General features: G+C 44.1%; 11 protein-coding genes and 1 tRNA gene. 7 read left to right on the top strand and 5 right to left on the bottom strand.

What is annotated here, in order from left to right:
* The first annotated feature begins 231 nt into the window (after positions 1-231).
* The gene (gene gltB, locus EPX21_RS14030) at positions 232-4,746 is read left to right on the top strand and encodes a glutamate synthase large subunit (RefSeq protein ID WP_134090315.1); all 4,515 of its coding nucleotides are present in this window, start codon (positions 232-234) and stop codon (positions 4,744-4,746) included.
* Between the two features lie 18 nt (positions 4,747-4,764).
* Entirely contained in the window at positions 4,765-6,234 is a 1,470-nt protein-coding gene (locus tag EPX21_RS14025) for a glutamate synthase subunit beta (protein WP_134090314.1), read from the top strand.
* Positions 6,235-6,268: 34 nt separating this feature from the next.
* Here the strand turns inward: EPX21_RS14025 and EPX21_RS14020 are convergent, their stop codons facing one another.
* The 4 genes from EPX21_RS14020 to EPX21_RS14005 form a co-directional block, all read right to left on the bottom strand.
* Positions 6,269-6,817, bottom strand: coding sequence for an RNA methyltransferase (locus tag EPX21_RS14020; RefSeq protein ID WP_134090313.1), 549 nt, complete (start codon positions 6,815-6,817; stop codon positions 6,269-6,271).
* Positions 6,818-6,888: 71 nt separating this feature from the next.
* A complete protein-coding gene (locus EPX21_RS14015; protein ID WP_134090312.1) occupies positions 6,889-7,068 on the bottom strand; it encodes a spore protein in 180 nt (59 codons plus the stop codon).
* A 28-nt stretch (positions 7,069-7,096) separates the two neighbouring features.
* Positions 7,097-7,167: transfer RNA gene (locus EPX21_RS14010), tRNA-Cys, on the bottom strand.
* Between the two features lie 69 nt (positions 7,168-7,236).
* Positions 7,237-7,980, bottom strand: a complete 744-nt coding sequence (locus tag EPX21_RS14005) for an RNA methyltransferase (protein ID WP_134090311.1) — start codon at positions 7,978-7,980, stop codon at positions 7,237-7,239.
* 35 nt (positions 7,981-8,015) lie between these two features.
* On the opposite strand from EPX21_RS14005, the gene EPX21_RS14000 reads away from it, so the two are divergent.
* Positions 8,016-10,325, top strand: coding sequence for a BamA/TamA family outer membrane protein (locus EPX21_RS14000; RefSeq protein WP_240768692.1), 2,310 nt, complete (start codon positions 8,016-8,018; stop codon positions 10,323-10,325).
* Positions 10,326-10,437: 112 nt separating this feature from the next.
* Here the strand turns inward: EPX21_RS14000 and EPX21_RS13995 are convergent, their stop codons facing one another.
* Positions 10,438-10,986 carry a hypothetical protein gene (locus EPX21_RS13995; RefSeq protein ID WP_134090310.1) on the bottom strand — a complete coding sequence of 183 codons (549 nt, stop codon included), beginning with the start codon at positions 10,984-10,986 and terminating at the stop codon, positions 10,438-10,440.
* 477 nt (positions 10,987-11,463) lie between these two features.
* Here EPX21_RS13995 and EPX21_RS13990 point away from each other — a divergent pair, with 477 nt between their 5' ends.
* Genes EPX21_RS13990 through EPX21_RS13975 form a run of 4 tightly spaced genes read left to right on the top strand, consistent with a single transcriptional unit; the run spans position 11,464 to position 16,593 of the window.
* Positions 11,464-13,557: a HEPN domain-containing protein gene (locus EPX21_RS13990; protein ID WP_134090309.1), complete on the top strand. Its 2,094-nt coding sequence runs from the start codon at positions 11,464-11,466 to the stop codon at positions 13,555-13,557.
* Positions 13,554-14,336 carry a uroporphyrinogen-III C-methyltransferase gene (gene cobA / locus EPX21_RS13985; RefSeq protein WP_134090308.1) on the top strand — a complete coding sequence of 261 codons (783 nt, stop codon included), beginning with the start codon at positions 13,554-13,556 and terminating at the stop codon, positions 14,334-14,336. The genes EPX21_RS13990 and cobA overlap by 4 nt, the downstream gene beginning before the upstream one ends.
* Positions 14,314-15,840: a TSUP family transporter gene (locus EPX21_RS13980; protein WP_134090307.1), complete on the top strand. Its 1,527-nt coding sequence runs from the start codon at positions 14,314-14,316 to the stop codon at positions 15,838-15,840. The genes cobA and EPX21_RS13980 overlap by 23 nt, the downstream gene beginning before the upstream one ends.
* 51 nt (positions 15,841-15,891) lie before the next feature.
* Positions 15,892-16,593, top strand: coding sequence for a phosphoadenylyl-sulfate reductase (locus EPX21_RS13975; RefSeq protein WP_240768691.1), 702 nt, complete (start codon positions 15,892-15,894; stop codon positions 16,591-16,593).
* Positions 16,594-16,597: the final 4 nt, after the last annotated feature.

Raw genomic sequence — 16,597 nt, 5'->3', positions numbered from 1 at the left:
TTCGCTTGCTCTTTTTTTATAAATAGTGCTAGGTTGCTGGAGATCAGGTCGTTTTTTTTTACGTACTCATCACCGAGGTGTTAGTGGCTTAACCAAAGCGTTTGCGATTTTCTTAAGTATCTGCTGTTATTCTAGATATTTCGTCAACTTTTAGGTATAAACTGTAATAAAAATTTAATATTGTCGAATATTAATGTTATTTTAGCAATCTATTTAAACTAAGCAATAACAATGACAGTTGAAGATATGGTAGAACAGGGATTGTATCGTCCTGATTTTGAGCATGATGCGTGCGGTGTGGGGTTCGTGGCTCATTTAAAGGGGTTAAAAAGTCATCGTCAAGTTCAAGACGCGTTGACAATGTTGGAGAACATGGAACACAGAGGGGCCTGTGGTTGCGATGAAGAGAGCGGCGATGGAGCCGGTATCATGATTCAAATACCGCACGAATTTCTTTGGGAAGAATGTAGTAAGCTGGATATAAGACTGGGAGAACCGGGTTACTACGGGGTAGGAATGACCTTTTTACCTAAAGATGAGTCGCTTAACGAGCAATGTAGAAAGTTGATTAAAGAATCTTGTGAACAGCTCAAGCTTAACTTTTTGGGTATCCGAGAGGTGCCGGTGAACTCGGAAGGCGTTGGGGTGACCGCTTTAAGTGCCGAACCGAACATCATTCAATTTTTTGTAGAGCGCCCGAAAGAGATTCGCAATACAGAGGATTTTGACCGTAAGTTATTTGTACTGCGCAGGCTGCTGGTAAAAAAAATAAAGGAGGAGCTAGGCGAAGCCAAGGAACAGTTTTATATGCCTTCCTTGTCGAGTAAAACGTTGATTTATAAGGGACAGCTAACCACCTATCAGGTGCGCTCTTATTATAACGATTTGTCAGATGAACGGGTTGTTTCTGCTTTCGGGTTAGTCCATTCCCGTTTTTCGACCAATACTTTCCCTTCTTGGAAATTGGCGCAGCCATTCCGAATTGTTGCCCATAATGGTGAGATAAATACACTCACCGGAAACTTAAATCGTTTTTATGCCGGGTTGAGATCTATTTCTTCGCCTTATTTTTCCGACGAAGAATTAGAAATTCTACTTCCTGTGGTGGATCCCGGTTTGTCCGATTCGGCTTCTTTGGATAACGTCGTGGAGCTGCTTCTACATAGCGGACGCTCGCTTCCGCATGTGCTTTTGATGTTGGTGCCGGAAGCTTGGGACGGAAACACCTCGATGGATCCACTGCGCAAAGCTTTTTATGAATACCATGCCACTATCATGGAGCCTTGGGACGGTCCGGCTGCCCTATGTTTTACAGACGGAAAAACCATTGGTGCAACGCTTGACCGTAACGGACTGCGACCACTCCGTTATGCGGTAACAAACGATGATCGTGTGGTAGTGGCCTCTGAAGCAGGAGCACTCCCTTTAGATGAAAGTACAATCATTACGAAAGGACGCCAGCAACCCGGAAAGATTTTTTTGGTTGACATGGAGAAAGGCGAGATCTTAAGCGACGCTGATATCAAGCATGAACTTGCGACCAAACAGCCGTATGGGGAATGGCTTGATAAATACAAAATCCATATTAAGGACTTGGCGGATCCTCGCGTTACTTTTACCTATCTTTCGAAAGAGTCGGTATTCAAGTACCAGCAAATATTCGGCTATTCGCGGGAAGACGTAGAAGGAATCCTGATTCCAATGGCCTTGGATGGCAAAGAGCCGGTTGGCTCGATGGGAACAGATGTTCCATTAGCGGTACTTTCCGAACATCCGCAACATTTGAGCAGCTACTTTAAACAATACTTTGCCCAAGTTACGAATCCGCCAATCGATCCGATTCGTGAGCGGTTGGTGATGAGCTTGTCTACCTTCATTGGTAACTCGGGAAATATTCTGGATGAGGATAAGATGCATTGTTATTGCGTAGCCCTGGAACACCCTATTGTGACGAGTAGAGACTTAGAGAAACTGAGAAGTATCGATACAGGGATTTTTCAAGCAAAGACTTTACAAACTTATTTTAAAGCCGACGGCAAGGAAGGATCTTTGGAGGAAGGTTTAGCGCGCCTATGCCGCTACGCGGAAGATGCTGTTCGCGACGGTTTCGAGGTGTTGATATTGTCTGATAGAGCGATCGATTCGCAGCACGCGGCAATTCCTTCGCTGTTGGCAGTATCGGCTGTACATCACCATTTAATAAAGACGGGTTATCGCGGCGCAGTTGGTTTAGTTGTTGAAGCAGGCGACGTTTGGGAAGTTCACCACTTTGCCTGTCTGTTAGCTTTCGGAGCTACCGCTATTAATCCTTACATGGCACTTGCGTCCATACGCACGCTTAAGGAAGAAGGCGTGATAGAAACGCAACTCACCTGGCCCGAACTTTCGAAGAATTACGTAAAGGCTGTTTGCAACGGATTGTTAAAAATATTCTCTAAAATGGGAATATCTACTTTGCAATCTTACAATGGCGCTCAGATCTTTGAAGTGCTGGGAATACATAAAGACGTTGTCGACAGATACTTCTGCGGTGCGGTATCCCGTATCGGTGGGTTGGGATTGGATGATATAGCCCGCGAAGTACTAAGTAAACATAATCGTGGTTTCCATATTGAGAAGAAGACCAATCTCTTACCGGAAGGCGGAATTTATGCATGGCGTAGAAGAGGCGAGGCGCATTTGTTTAACCCCACTACCGTTCATTTGCTGCAACAGGCTTGTAGAACGGGCAATTACGAAATTTATAAACAATATGCAGCGCATATTAATAACCAAAAAGAGCGCATGTACACGTTGCGTGGACTTTTTGATTTTGCAAAGCACCGCGCACCGATTCCTTTAGAGGAAGTGGAACCCGCAGAAAGTATCATGAAGCGCTTTGCCACAGGTGCAATGTCTTTTGGCTCGATTTCTCATGAGGCCCACAGTACATTAGCTATCGCTATGAACAGAATAGGCGGAAAGAGCAATACCGGAGAAGGGGGCGAAGATGAGATCAGGTTTAAGCCTTTGCCTAACGGCGACTCCATGCGCTCGGCCATTAAACAGATTGCTTCTGCGCGTTTCGGTGTAACGTCGAACTACCTAACGCAGGCCGATGAATTACAGATAAAAATGGCACAAGGTGCCAAGCCGGGGGAAGGCGGACAATTGCCCGGACATAAGGTGGACGAGTGGATTGCAAGGGTACGGCACGCTACGCCAGGTGTCGGACTGATATCGCCTCCGCCACATCACGATATTTATTCAATTGAAGATTTAAAGCAACTGATTTTCGATTTGAAGAATGCAAACCGCGCCGCCCGTATCAATGTGAAGTTGGTGTCAAAAGCGGGTGTAGGTACTATTGCTGCCGGTGTAGCAAAGGCGCACGCCGACGTAATCCTGATTGCCGGTTATGACGGCGGAACGGGTGCTTCTCCGATCAGCTCTATCAAACATGCCGGACTACCATGGGAGCTCGGTTTAGCTGAGGCTCAACAGACCTTGGTGAAGAACCAACTTCGTAGCCGCGTTGTGTTGCAGACCGACGGTCAGCTTAAAACTGGAAGAGATTTGGCCATCGCCGCTTTGCTGGGAGCCGAAGAATGGGGCGTGGCAACCGCTGCCTTGGTGGCTGGCGGATGTATCATGATGCGTAAATGTCACCTGAATACTTGTCCGGTTGGGGTTGCTACACAAGATCCTGAACTGCGTAAGCTGTTTACGGGAAAACCGGAAGATATTGTGAACCTGTTTAAATTCTTGGCAGAAGAGTTGCGCGAGATTATGGCAAGCTTGGGCTTTAAAACGATCAACGACATGGTTGGCAGAGCTCAATTCTTAAAGGTTCGTGAAGATATCGATCATTGGAAGGTTAATAAGCTAGATCTGTCGGGTATTTTATATGCGCCGCAAAACCCATCAGGCAAAAGCTTATACCAAACCGAGTTGCAAGATCATGGTATGGACATGATTTTAGATTGGGGAATGCTAAAACAAGCTGCTAAAGCACTGGAAAGCAAAACACCGGTATTTGGTACCTTCAATGTAAAAAATACAGATCGTACCATCGGGACGCTATTATCCAATGAAGTTTCCAAAATATATGGATCGGAGGGTCTGCCTGATAACACGATCAACTTCAAGTTCGTTGGATCTGCAGGACAGAGCTTTGGAGCTTTCGCCGCAAAAGGGCTCTCGTTTGAGTTGGAAGGCGAGGCGAACGACTATGTAGGCAAGGGCTTGTCGGGTGCGCAGTTAGCGATTTATCCGGCGACTGACAGTCAACTGGTTCCGCACGAAAATATTATTATCGGTAATGTGGCACTTTATGGTGCGACGTCCGGACATCTGTTTGTATGTGGACAGGCGGGAGAACGTTTTGCGGTACGGAATTCAGGCGCCACAACAGTTGTCGAAGGCGTCGGTGATCACGGCTGTGAATACATGACCGGCGGGCGGGCCCTAATATTGGGTGAAACCGGTCGTAATTTCGCAGCGGGTATGAGCGGCGGTATCGCCTGGGTGTACGACATCAACGGTACCTTTAAAGATCGCTGTAACCTGGAGATGGTGGATCTGGATCCGTTGGACGAAGAGGACGAAACACAGATTATTAGTTTGTTAAAGAGGCATGTCAATTTGACCAACAGTAAGCTTGCAACGAGTATGCTAAGCAACTGGAAAAATGAGCGTAAGCTATTTGTGAAAGTATTCCCGAAAGAATACAAACGGGTTTTACAGGCAAAATTGGTTGAGGCATAACATTATTAGGTAAGAGAAATGGGAAAAATTACAGGGTTTAAAGAGTTTGAAAGACAGCTCCCCGCAAAAGAAGCTCCTAAAGAGCGACTTAAAAGCTATAAAGAATTTGTTCACGCCTTTAGTGAAGAAGAATTAAATACGCAGGCTGCTCGTTGCATGAATTGCGGTATTCCGTTCTGTCATTCGGGATGCCCGCTGGGAAACGTTATTCCCGAGTTTAACGATGCCGTGTACGATGGCAAATGGGAAGAGGCCTTTGAAATATTATCGTCTACAAACAACTTTCCGGAATTTACCGGACGTATCTGTCCTGCCCCTTGCGAGTCGGCCTGCGTATTGGGTATCAACCGGTCGCCGGTGACTATTGAAGAGATTGAAAAACACATCGCCGAAATCGCTTATCAAAAGGGCTTCGCCAAAGCAAAGCCGGCGACAGTCAAATCGGGCAAAAGTGTTGCGGTGGTTGGTTCCGGCCCTGCCGGCCTGGCTGCGGCGGCGCAATTGATCAAGGCAGGCCATGAAGTAACCGTGTTTGAGCGAGACGATAAACCTGGCGGATTGTTGCGGTATGGTATACCTGATTTTAAGTTGGACAAATGGGTGATCGACAGGCGCCTGGAACTTTTGAAGCAGGAAGGTGTTGTTTTCCGATGCAATGCCGAGGTAGGTGTAAATGTACCGGCCGATGAGTTAAAAGCTTTTGATGCCATTGTGTTGGCCGGTGGTTCTACAATCCCTAGAAATTTGAATATCCCTGGTAGAGAGTTAAAGGGCGTTCATTTTGCAATGGAATTTTTAAAGCAGCAAAATAAACGGGTCGGAGAATCTGCCTACCAGGAGGAAGAAATTTTAGCAACGGATAAAAATGTGTTGGTGATAGGAGGGGGGGATACCGGTTCTGATTGCGTAGGTACCTCTAACCGGCATGGTGCCAAGACGGTAACTCAGTTTGAACTGATGCCGAAGCCTCCTGCACAGCGTACGCCTTCCATGCCGTGGCCCACGTACCCCATGGTACTCAAAAATACGACATCCCATGAGGAAGGCTGTGAGCGTTTCTGGAGTATCAATACAAAAGCTTTTTTGGGTGACGAGAACGGTCGCTTAAAAGGTGCTTTGGTTGTCGACTTAGAATGGGAAACAGACGCGTCTGGCAGACCGGTTAAGTTTACGGAAGTGCCCGGATCTGAACGCGAAATACCTTGTGAACTTGCGCTGTTGGCAATGGGTTTCTTGCATCCGCAACACGAGGGCCTGTTAAAGCAGTTAGGTGTTTCTTTAGACGCTAGAGGCAATGTAAGCGCAGCGGAGGGAAGCTATCAAACCTCAGTAGATAAGGTCTTCGTAGCGGGAGATATGCGCAGAGGGCAATCATTGGTGGTATGGGCAATTTCAGAAGGCCGGGAATGCGCCAGAAAGGTGGATGAGTTCTTGATGGGCCGGTCTGTGCTGGAAAGTAAAGACACCATAGCAGATTATGCCTTCTAATATGAGCGTCCTATAAAATTTGTCGCGACGACTTCTAAAAGAGGTCGTCGCTTTTTAATTTCAGCTTATAATAAAAATCCCATAAAACAATTCCCGCCGAGATTACAATGTTAAAGGAATGTTTGGTTCCGAATTGAGGAATTTCAATACATTGATCGGCTAAATCCATCGCCTCATCTGAAACACCGTTCACCTCATTACCGAAGATCAAGGCATAACTTGCCTGCTCTTCCGGCTTAAACCGGTGAAGCATGGTGCTGCCCTCAGCCTGTTCAATCGTGATTATTTTTTTGCCTTCTTGCTTTAGAAGCCCTATGGCCTCCCGAATGTCTTTTGCGTACTGCCATGCGACCGATTGCGTGGCGCCCAATGCGGTCTTTTCAATATCCCTATGAGGTGGCGTGCCGGTGATGCCGCAAAGCAAAATCCGCTCCACAGAAAAGCCGTCGCAGGTTCTGAAGATAGATCCTACATTATGGAGGCTCCGCACACTGTCCAGTACAACCGTTACCGGCAGCTTGTCCAATTGTTTGAATTCTTCTATACTGGGACGCCCCAGTTCGTCCATTGATAATTTACGCATCTTTTAAATTTTCTATAAACGAAAAAAGACCTGAAGGTTATCCAGGTCTTTTCTTACGTCTTATTGGATTCTTATTTACTTTCCGCAGTAAGTTTATCTAAAACAGCATTGTTTTTGGCAACTTGGCTTTTCTTTGGCTCTTTAGATTTGCTTCCAATTTCAATATTGCGTCCAAGTTTCAAAAATTGAACCTCCAAGCGCGATACTGTTTTATTTCTTCTATCTTTTCTTTTTAAGCGTGTAACTCCCATGGCTTTTATCTTTAATAAATCTTTAGTGAGGTCGGAAGCGGATTCGAACCGCTGTAGGAGCTTTTGCAGAGCTCAGCCTAGCCACTCGGCCATCCGACCCTTTCCGTTTAGGCTTGCAAAAATAGTAAAATTATCTTTCTTTACTAATTTTTTTGAATTTTTATCGCATTATCTTTTTCTGGATATTTCGGAACAAAAAATAGCCGCTGATACCGCTACGTTCAATGATTCGGCGTTTCCAAAGCTTGGTATGGTTACCGGCTTTGTTTCTTTGCCGGTCAAATCGGCAGAAATGCCGTTACCTTCGTTGCCTAAAACGATTAAACCCTCTGTCCCAAAATCGGTTTTATATATAGATTCCCCATTCAGTACCGCCGCGTATACGGGCAGTTGGATGTCTTTGAGAAACGGGCGCAAATCGGTATATAAAACAGAAACACGCGCTAAGGAGCCCATGGTTGCCTGCACCACCTTGGGATTATAGATGTCTACCGTTTCGGGCGAACAGATAATGTGCCGAACGCCGAACCAATCTGCCGTCCTTATAATGGTTCCCATGTTGCCGGGATCCTGAATCGTGTCTAAAACAATCGAATATTGGTTTCTTAATCCGCCTTTATCGAAATGACGCCGATTCGGTATTTCTACCAAGGCCAACATCCCTTGAGGGGTTTTTAAGGTGCTGATTGTTTGTAGATCGCGATCCGAAATCGGATAATGTTTTATTTTCTTTCCGAAAATATCGATCTTTGGCTCTACTTTTGGGATGGAGTAAATACTGTGTATTATATGGTCCGAGTAAAAAAAGTCCGTTATGGATTTGAGACCTTCTACAATAAAGAGACCGTGTTCTTTTCTGAACTTTTTTTGATGTAAGGATTTAATAAATTGAAGCTGAGACTTTGGGAGCATTGCAATTATCTTACTTATACTTTTATTCAACTATAGTGCTTGCATCAGTGCTTTTTACGTCTTGTAGATCTACCAGACTGTTGAATGATGATCAGGCATTGGTCACAAAGGTAAAGTTAAATGGTATAAATAAAGAATTTAAAGAAGGGGCCTCCGAGTACATTCAGCGTGAAATCCGACCTAATTCAAAAATAAACCTGTTCATTTACAATTTTGCAAACAGCAAAAACGGAAAGTACCGCACCGATAAAATAAGGAACGTTGGCGAATCCCCCAGCATATTGGATAGCTCTTTGGTGGAAATTTCGAGAAGTCAGATTCAGCGTTTTTTAGCCTCTAAAGGGTATTTCAATGCAGCAGTAACAAGCCATATTTTTATCAAACGTAAAAAGGCCCACATACATTTCGACGTGCAGCAGGGAGGCGTTTTCAAAATACGCTATATTGAACGTGAAATCGCTGATCCACAAGTGGACAGCTTATACAGACAACATATAACCCACTTTCAAACACTGCATCCGGGTATGCGTTTTGATACCGACAGTTTGGTAAAAGAACGCGAGTCTATCTACAGCTTAATGAAGAGGAATGGTTATTACGATTATGTTCGGCAATACGTTCGTTTCGAGGTGGATACCAACATGAATAGCAGTCAGGCCGATCTCAGACTTTTTATCGACAATCCGGAAGGGAAGCGTGGACATACGGTTTTCAAGATCGATAGTAGTTTCGTCGTCATAAAAAATAGTAATGGCGAGTTAGGAGACAGCGAGCCTGCCAAAGCCAAATTGCCTAATGGACTGGAAGTAGCCGATTATACGCATCGTTTTCGTCCAAAGCCGCTCGCCCGTTATATCTATCCCAAAAAAGGAGACATTTTCGATATTGAAAAGGAGAATTTAACCTACGATCGATTATACGAACTCAACAGTTTTCGCGGAATCAGAGCTACCTATGAGAAAAAAGATTCAACTAATCTTATTGTCAACTATGAGCTGACTCCCATGAAGCGCATGTCCAATCGCGTGGAAGGCGAATATGTGTTCACCTCCGGGCGTAGTGGCTTCAATATTGGTAATACCTATACCAATCGCAATTTGTTTGGCGGATCGGAACAACTGGAAATAAAAGCCCGTTATGGTATTTTGTTCGACTCCCAACTGGGCGGACCTCTTTGGAGCAGGATATGGAATCGCGATCTGCAGTTCGGAGCTAATCTGTCAATCCCCAGGCTGATTGTACCTTTTCCCATCCCGTTGATGGGAAAAAACGGAATGCCACATACCGTTTTTTCCACCAATTGGCAAATATTCGATCAGCTGAATACGTATAGCAACCGTTATGTCATTAACTCCGTTTCTTATAATTGGTATGATACGAAATATAAATTGCATAGTGTAACGCCTATATCGCTGGAATATAGGCTGGGTCGATTAGACAATACATTTAAAGATTCGTTGCAAAATGCGGGATACGAACTGTACGTAAAAAGTAATGACCGCGCTTATTTCGGCATTGGTAGTCAATACACCTACACCTTTAATACCTTACGGCTGAATACCTACGACAACTTTCTCTATTTCCGGGGGCTTTTAGATCTAAGTGGCAATACCCTGAACTTATTAAGTAAGCTCATCTCCTTTAGAAAGAATGATATCGGACAAAACACCATATTTAATGTGCCTTATCTGCAGTATATCAAATCAGAGGTCGATTTTAGAGTTTACCGTTATCTGGGTGGAGAACGGCAGTTTGTCGCACGTATCAACGCGGGCATCGGTGTCCCTTTCGGAAACAACCAAGAGTTTCTGATATTTGAAAAGCAATTCTTCGGTGGCGGTATGAACGATCAACGTGCTTGGCAGGCACGAACGCTGGGCCCCGGTAATTATAACCGCGCCGTCTTGACGACGGAGCTCCGTAATAGGCTAAGGAATTTAGATCAGCTCGGAGAGATCAAAATTGTAAGTAATTTTGAGTATCGATTTAAACTACTGAACAATTTCTTCGGTGCTAAACTGAAGGGCGCCACTTTTACGGATATCGGTAATATATGGCGACTAAAAGAGAGTGTAGAAAATCCCGGCGGGGAATTTAAATTTAATAAGTTTTTAGGCCAAATGGCCATCGGGGCAGGGGCCGGCCTGCGGTTTGACCTGCAGTATTTTGTGTTCCGGTTTGATGCCGGGATTAAAGTCAAAGATCCGCAGTTTGAAGGAGCAGATCAATGGGTGATTAGGGATTTATTTAACAGTCGCGAATTTAAGCGCAATTACCAACTTACTAATGGCCCCGATCCCTATAATTTCATCCAGTATAATTTCGGTATCGGTATGCCGTTTTAGTTGTCGGCACTTAGTTGTTGGTTATTAGTTGAATAAGTGTTTACCTATTCATAACAGCACAACTTTCCTATGACGATGCCATGCTGAGCGAAGTCGAAGCGTCTGTGCATTTTTAAAAAAAGCTCTTTATCCCGGCAGCGACAGTTTCAAAAAGGCCTTCAAAACTCAACCCTTTGTTATAATTAAAGTAGAAAAAGGCAATCAGTGCAATAATAGCCAAGAAAATGAGCCGTTTGTAAATCGTTGCTACGAATACAATAGCAAGCGGGACCAATAGAAGAAAAACCCAATTTATTTTTATCGGTTTTAATCCGTCATCGTTTTTTAGCACATAATAGAGCTTGCTGTGGGTGCCATGCTCGTTTTTGTGTTTTAAGAATACGAAGGATGACTTATCGATTTCATGCGGCGAAATCGCAACGCCCTCCGAAAAAGAGAGCTGCTGTTTAAATCCGTTGATCACAAATAAGAATGTCCCGTTAAGTTGGTCGGTCGGCTCATCCAGCGAATCGCAAGCAATGATTGCCAATTTATTATTCTTAATCAGGTTTTCTTTGACGATAAAGTTGTCTAAACTATATCGCTGTTTCGCAGATACCAAATTGGTTAAGTAGAAAAAGCATATACAGCTTATTAATACGATCGATGTTCCTTGTTTCATCAGCAAAACTTAATGTCTTGATACCGCCTTCTACCAACAGGATTCGGCGGTTCAAACTTAGATAAAATGCGCTGCATATGCAATGCCGTGCCAAAGATGTTGGTCTTTGGTTCTTTTTTGAGAAGCAGCGTATAACACATTGACGCGTGCGTTTATAGTTTTTGTCTAAAGAAATACTTAGTTTAGATGCTATATAACGGAGCAAAAAACGGCGTAAAAACCGCGTTGCATGCGCATATTTCAAGGCAGTTGGTAAAGCGACTTTTTGTAAAAAAAAATAAAAAAAGTTGGAATTTAATACTACTAATACGGTATACTTTATATATTTGCTTAATAGAAATATTAAGAAGTCAGTTTTTTAGTCATTTTTATGTTGATGATTTCTTAATGTTGATAGGTTTTTTTTGTGTTTTTAGCAATCGATGAGGTCGGGCTTGTGGTTAAAGATCCAATCTCAACATTTAATAAGAGTAAACGATGCAAAGTTTCAGAACGGAATTAGAGAATCCAATAGTGGAGCAAGATATTATAGATCTTGAGAAAAAAATCCATGGTTTTAGACAGGGGGCTATTCATGAAGAGAAATTCAGAAGTCTGCGATTGGCTAGAGGTATTTACGGTCAGCGCCAACCGGGTGTGCAGATGGTCCGAATTAAGCTTCCATTTGGAAAGGTGACTTTTAAACAGTTTTTGCGGATAGCCGATATTGCCGACGAATATGGTAGCGGCAATTTGCACTTAACCACCCGCCAGGATATACAGATCCATTATGTCAGCTTAGACCGGACGCCTGAGCTTTGGGCTAAATTAGCAGCAGACGATGTTACCATTCGGGAAGCCTGTGGTAATACGGTAAGAAACGTGACGGCTTCGCCTACTGCTGGCATCGATCCTGAAGAGCCTTTTGACGTTTCGCCTTATGCTTATGCAACGTTTGACTACTTTCTTCGGAATCCGATTTGTCAGGAAATGGGCCGAAAATTTAAGATTGCTTTTTCCTCCAGTGAAAAGGATACAGCTTTTAGCTATGTGCACGACGTGGGTCTGATACCGAAAATAGACGAAAGCGGAAAACGTGGCTTTAAGGTGGTAATTGGAGGCGGACTGGGCGCACAGCCGATTTTAGCTAACCTGGTGTATGAGTTCCTGCCGGAAGATCAATTAATACCTTTTATAGAAGCCGTCGTACGCGTGTTTGATCGTTATGGTGAACGTAACAACCGAAATAAAGCACGAATGAAGTACCTGATCCAGAAATTGGGCCTAGAGGAGGTGCTTAGACTGATTGAGGAAGAAAAAATCGCTACACGGAACAAAGTTTTCCCGATCGATATCAATACCGTCGACACGCCGGTAATCCCCAGCGTAGCAACAAAAGAAGATATACCCGAGGAGGAACTTCTTCAGTATGAATATTGGTTAAAAACCAATGTGTTTGAACAAAAGCAAAAAGGCTTTTACGGAGTATTCATTAAGGTGCTTATAGGGGATATCAAAACGGACGTGGCGCGAAATTTTATAGCGCTTATCCGCCCTTTAGTAGCCGATGAGATCCGAATTACCCAAAATCAAGGTTTATTGTTGAAGTATGTGAGGAAAGAGAATCTGCCGGCATTATTTCATGCGCTCAATAAGATCGGTTTTGCAAAAATCGGTTTTGATTCCGTGGCAGATGTTACCACTTGTCCGGGTACAGATACCTGTAACTTAGGGATTTCGAACAGTATGACCTTGGCGGCTGTACTGGAAGATCTTGTCTACGAAGAGTATCCCGAATTTGTTTTTAATAAGGATATCAAGATCAAAATCAGTGGTTGTATGAACTCCTGTGGCCAGCACGGACTTGCGGAAATCGGTTTCCACGGCAGTTCATTGAAAGCTGCGGGAAAAGTTGTTCCGGCCGTTCAGGTAATGCTGGGAGGTGGTACTGTGGGCGATGGTGTCGGCCGAGCTGCGGAACGCGTCATAAAAACGCCATCGAAGCGTGCAACGGATGTCTTGAGAGCTTTATTAGACGATTATAAAGCAAATGTGAAAGCAGGAGAGCGATTTCAGCAATATTACGACCGTCAAGGAAAAGATTACTTTTATCAGTTGCTGAAGCCGCTTGCAGATTTGAGCACCCTACGGGAAAATGAATTTGTGGATTGGGGGCATGAGGAAACTTTCAAAACGGCTATAGGTGTTGGCGAGTGTGCAGGTGTGGTAATTGATCTGGTAGCTACTTTACTTTTTGAAGCGGAAGAGAAGCTGACATGGGCTAAACAAGCGTTAAGCAACGAAGCTTGGTCTGACGCGATCTATCACGCTTATAGCACCTTAGTAAGCAGCGCAAAAGCGATGTTATTGGATAAAGGAGTTAATAGCAGTACCCATATCGGGGTTATAAACGATTTTGATGCAAAGTATGTAGGGACAGGTGAGTTTGTCTTACCGACGAGCTTTGCTGAAATGGTGTTGAAAATCAACAAGGAAGAACCGACCGCTGATTTCGCTCGGACTTATTTGGCAAGTGCCGAAGAATTTTTAACATTAATTAAAACTAAACGGGAAACGATATTACAATCATGAATGATATAACAAATAAAAGGGAGCCACGGATCACATTAGTAGGGGCAGGGCCAGGCGATCCGGAGCTTATTACCTTAAAGGGGCTGAAAGCCTTACAAGACGCAGACGTCGTTCTGTACGATGCGTTGGTAGGCGATGAACTTCTTGATTTTATTCGTCCGACTGCAACCAAGGTTTATGTAGGAAAGCGCTCGGGCGATCATAGTTATTCACAGGATGCCGTTAATAGGTTAATGGTTGATTACGCATTGAATTATGGGCATGTTGTTCGTTTGAAAGGGGGCGATTCTTTTGTGTTTGGACGAGGATATGAAGAGTTGGAGTTTGCTGCCTCTAAGCATATACCTATCGCGATTGTCCCCGGAATTTCTAGCTCTATAGGCGTTCCCGGTCTGCAGCAGATTCCTGTTACCCATCGGGGAGTAAGCGAGAGCTTTTGGGTAATTACAGGTACCACTTCTGCAGGAGAGGTATCTAAAGATGTGTACCAAGCCGCGCAAACCAATGCAACGATCGTGGTACTCATGGGCTTGAAAAAACTCGCCGAAATTGTGGATATCTTTAAATCTGCAGGCAAAGGAAGCCTACCAGTTGCGATTATACAAAAAGGTTCAACCCAAGAAGAGAAATTGGTGTTGGGCCATGTAGATACGATCATAGAAAAATCTCAAAAGGAAACCGTTACAGCGCCGGCTCTTTTAGTGTTCGGGGATGTAGTTTCTTTACACCCATCCTATAAATCGATTGTAAAGGAGTATGCCTCAATTATTGGAGAATGATGCCGCTTTTTTAGCTGCGCCCGATGCAGGAGAAATCGGAAACCAACTGTTTCCGGTTTTTTTGAAATTGAACGATTTAAAACTCCTACTCATAGGAGGCGGACCTGTCGGCTTCGAAAAGTTGCAAGCGCTTATCGGAAATAGCCCACAGGTAAAAATCAGAGTCGTAGCGAAAGACATTATTCCCGAGATATTTGCCTTAGCCGAGCGCTATAAGCAACTTGAAATTGTACAGAAGGCTTTTGAGCCATCCGATATGGAGGGCATGCAGCTGGTGGTGGCCGCCACCAATAACAACCAATTGAATAAGGAGATCAAAAACGACGCTGCCAAAAGAAATCTTTTGGTTAATGTGGCCGACAAACCCGCGCTCTGTGACTTCTATCTCGGATCTATTGTGAAAAAAGGCGATCTTAAAATAGCGATTTCAACAAATGGAAAGTCGCCGACGATAGCAAAACGCCTGAAGGAAGTGCTGGCCGACAGTATTCCGGAGGAGATTGATCAGACGCTTCAACAAATGAGCGCATTGCGTGCGAAGCTCACAGGTGATTTTTCCGATAAGGTTAAAAAGCTAAATGCGGTAACAGCCCCCTTGATAGCCCCGGAAGCGCCAGTAGAGGGCGTTCGCCGTAATTTTAAATGGCTAATTTGGCTCGCTATTATCTTTTCGGTGGCTGTCGGCGTCCTCGTATTTTGGCATAAGGAGCCGGAATTTCAGTCGTTTTTAACGGACATTAACCCTATATTTTACTACTTTTTGGGGGCTGGTTTTGTTTTCGCGATGGTTGATGGTGCCATTGGCATGTCTTACGGAGTGACTTCCTCGTCTTTCTCTTTGGCAATGGGAATTCCGCCGGCGCCGGCAAGTATGGGAATACATTTGTCCGAAGTGCTCAGTAACGGAATCGCCGGATGGATGCATTACAGAATGGGAAACGTCAATTGGAAACTTTTTAAACTTTTGATCATTCCCGGTGTAATCGGAGCGGTGATAGGGGCTTATTTACTATCGTCACTAGAACATTATAGTGCCTATACAAAACCTTTAGTAGCTTTGTATACAGGGATACTCGGAATAGTTATCCTCATGAAGGCCTTTAACATAAAAAAGCAGAAGAAAGGTAAGAAAATTGAGCGGATAGGCTTATTGGGCTTTGTCGGCGGTTTTATAGACGCGGCGTTTGGTGGCGGATGGGGATCCATTGTATTGTCCAATTTAATAGCCGGAGGCAGGCATCCCTTATTTTCGTTGGGAACTGTGAAGATTACCCGGTTTTTTATCGCTATATTAAGCTCGCTTACTTTTATCTCCATGTTGGGAGGCGCCCATTGGGAAGCTGTTTTGGGTCTGATCATCGGAAGCGCTCTAGCGGCTCCGATTGCTGCGAAGGTGTCGAACAGGATATCTGCAAAAGCGATAATGATGCTTGTAGGGATCATCGTCCTGATTGTCAGTTTAAGAAATATTGTATTGTTTGTAACGCATTTGCTGGTTGGTTAACAGCACCGTGAAAAATAGGCAAATAGACAGACAAGAAAAAATAAGATCAAAATGAACTTAATTGATTTGAAAGAAAGATTGAAGGGACTGGATATAGTAGCCTCTTTGAGGCTTTTGGCCGAAGAATTTAGTGGCAGAATTGTCTTTTCCACCAGCTTTGGTTGGGAAGATCAGGCACTGACCCATATCATCTTCAGCAATAATATACCTATAAAGGTTTTTACGTTAGAGACAGGAAGACTGTTTCCGGAGACTTACTATGTTTGGAACCGAACCTTAGAAATCTATAACAAACCCATCCATGCCTATTATCCTGAAAAAACGCTGGTTGAAGAAATGGTGAGCACCAAAGGGCCGAGTAGTTTTTATGAATCTGTTGAAAACAGAAAGGAATGCTGCTATATTCGCAAAATCGAACCACTGAAGCGTGCCTTGGAAGGAAACGGTTGTTGGATTACTGGAATTCGTGCGGAACAATCGGCTAACCGACAAGGGATGGGAAATTTGGAGTGGGACGAAGGCAATCAGATCATCAAGTTTCATCCTATTTTTGATTGGAGCTTAGCGGACGTTAAAGCATTTATAAAGGAAAATCATATCGTCTACAATACCTTGCACGACAAAGGTTTCCCAAGTATCGGTTGTGCACCCTGCACGAGAGCGGTGCGCGAGGGAGAAGATTTCCGGGCCGGACGTTGGTGGTGGGAAGATCAATCAAAGAAAGAATGCGGTCTACATGCCGCTCAATCATAATGTA

The sequence above is a fragment of the Olivibacter sp. XZL3 genome, from assembly GCF_004368405.1.
In the GTDB taxonomy this organism is placed as follows: domain Bacteria; phylum Bacteroidota; class Bacteroidia; order Sphingobacteriales; family Sphingobacteriaceae; genus Olivibacter.
Note: the sequence above shows the minus strand (reverse complement) of the source record. Positions and strands in the feature narration are given on the sequence as shown.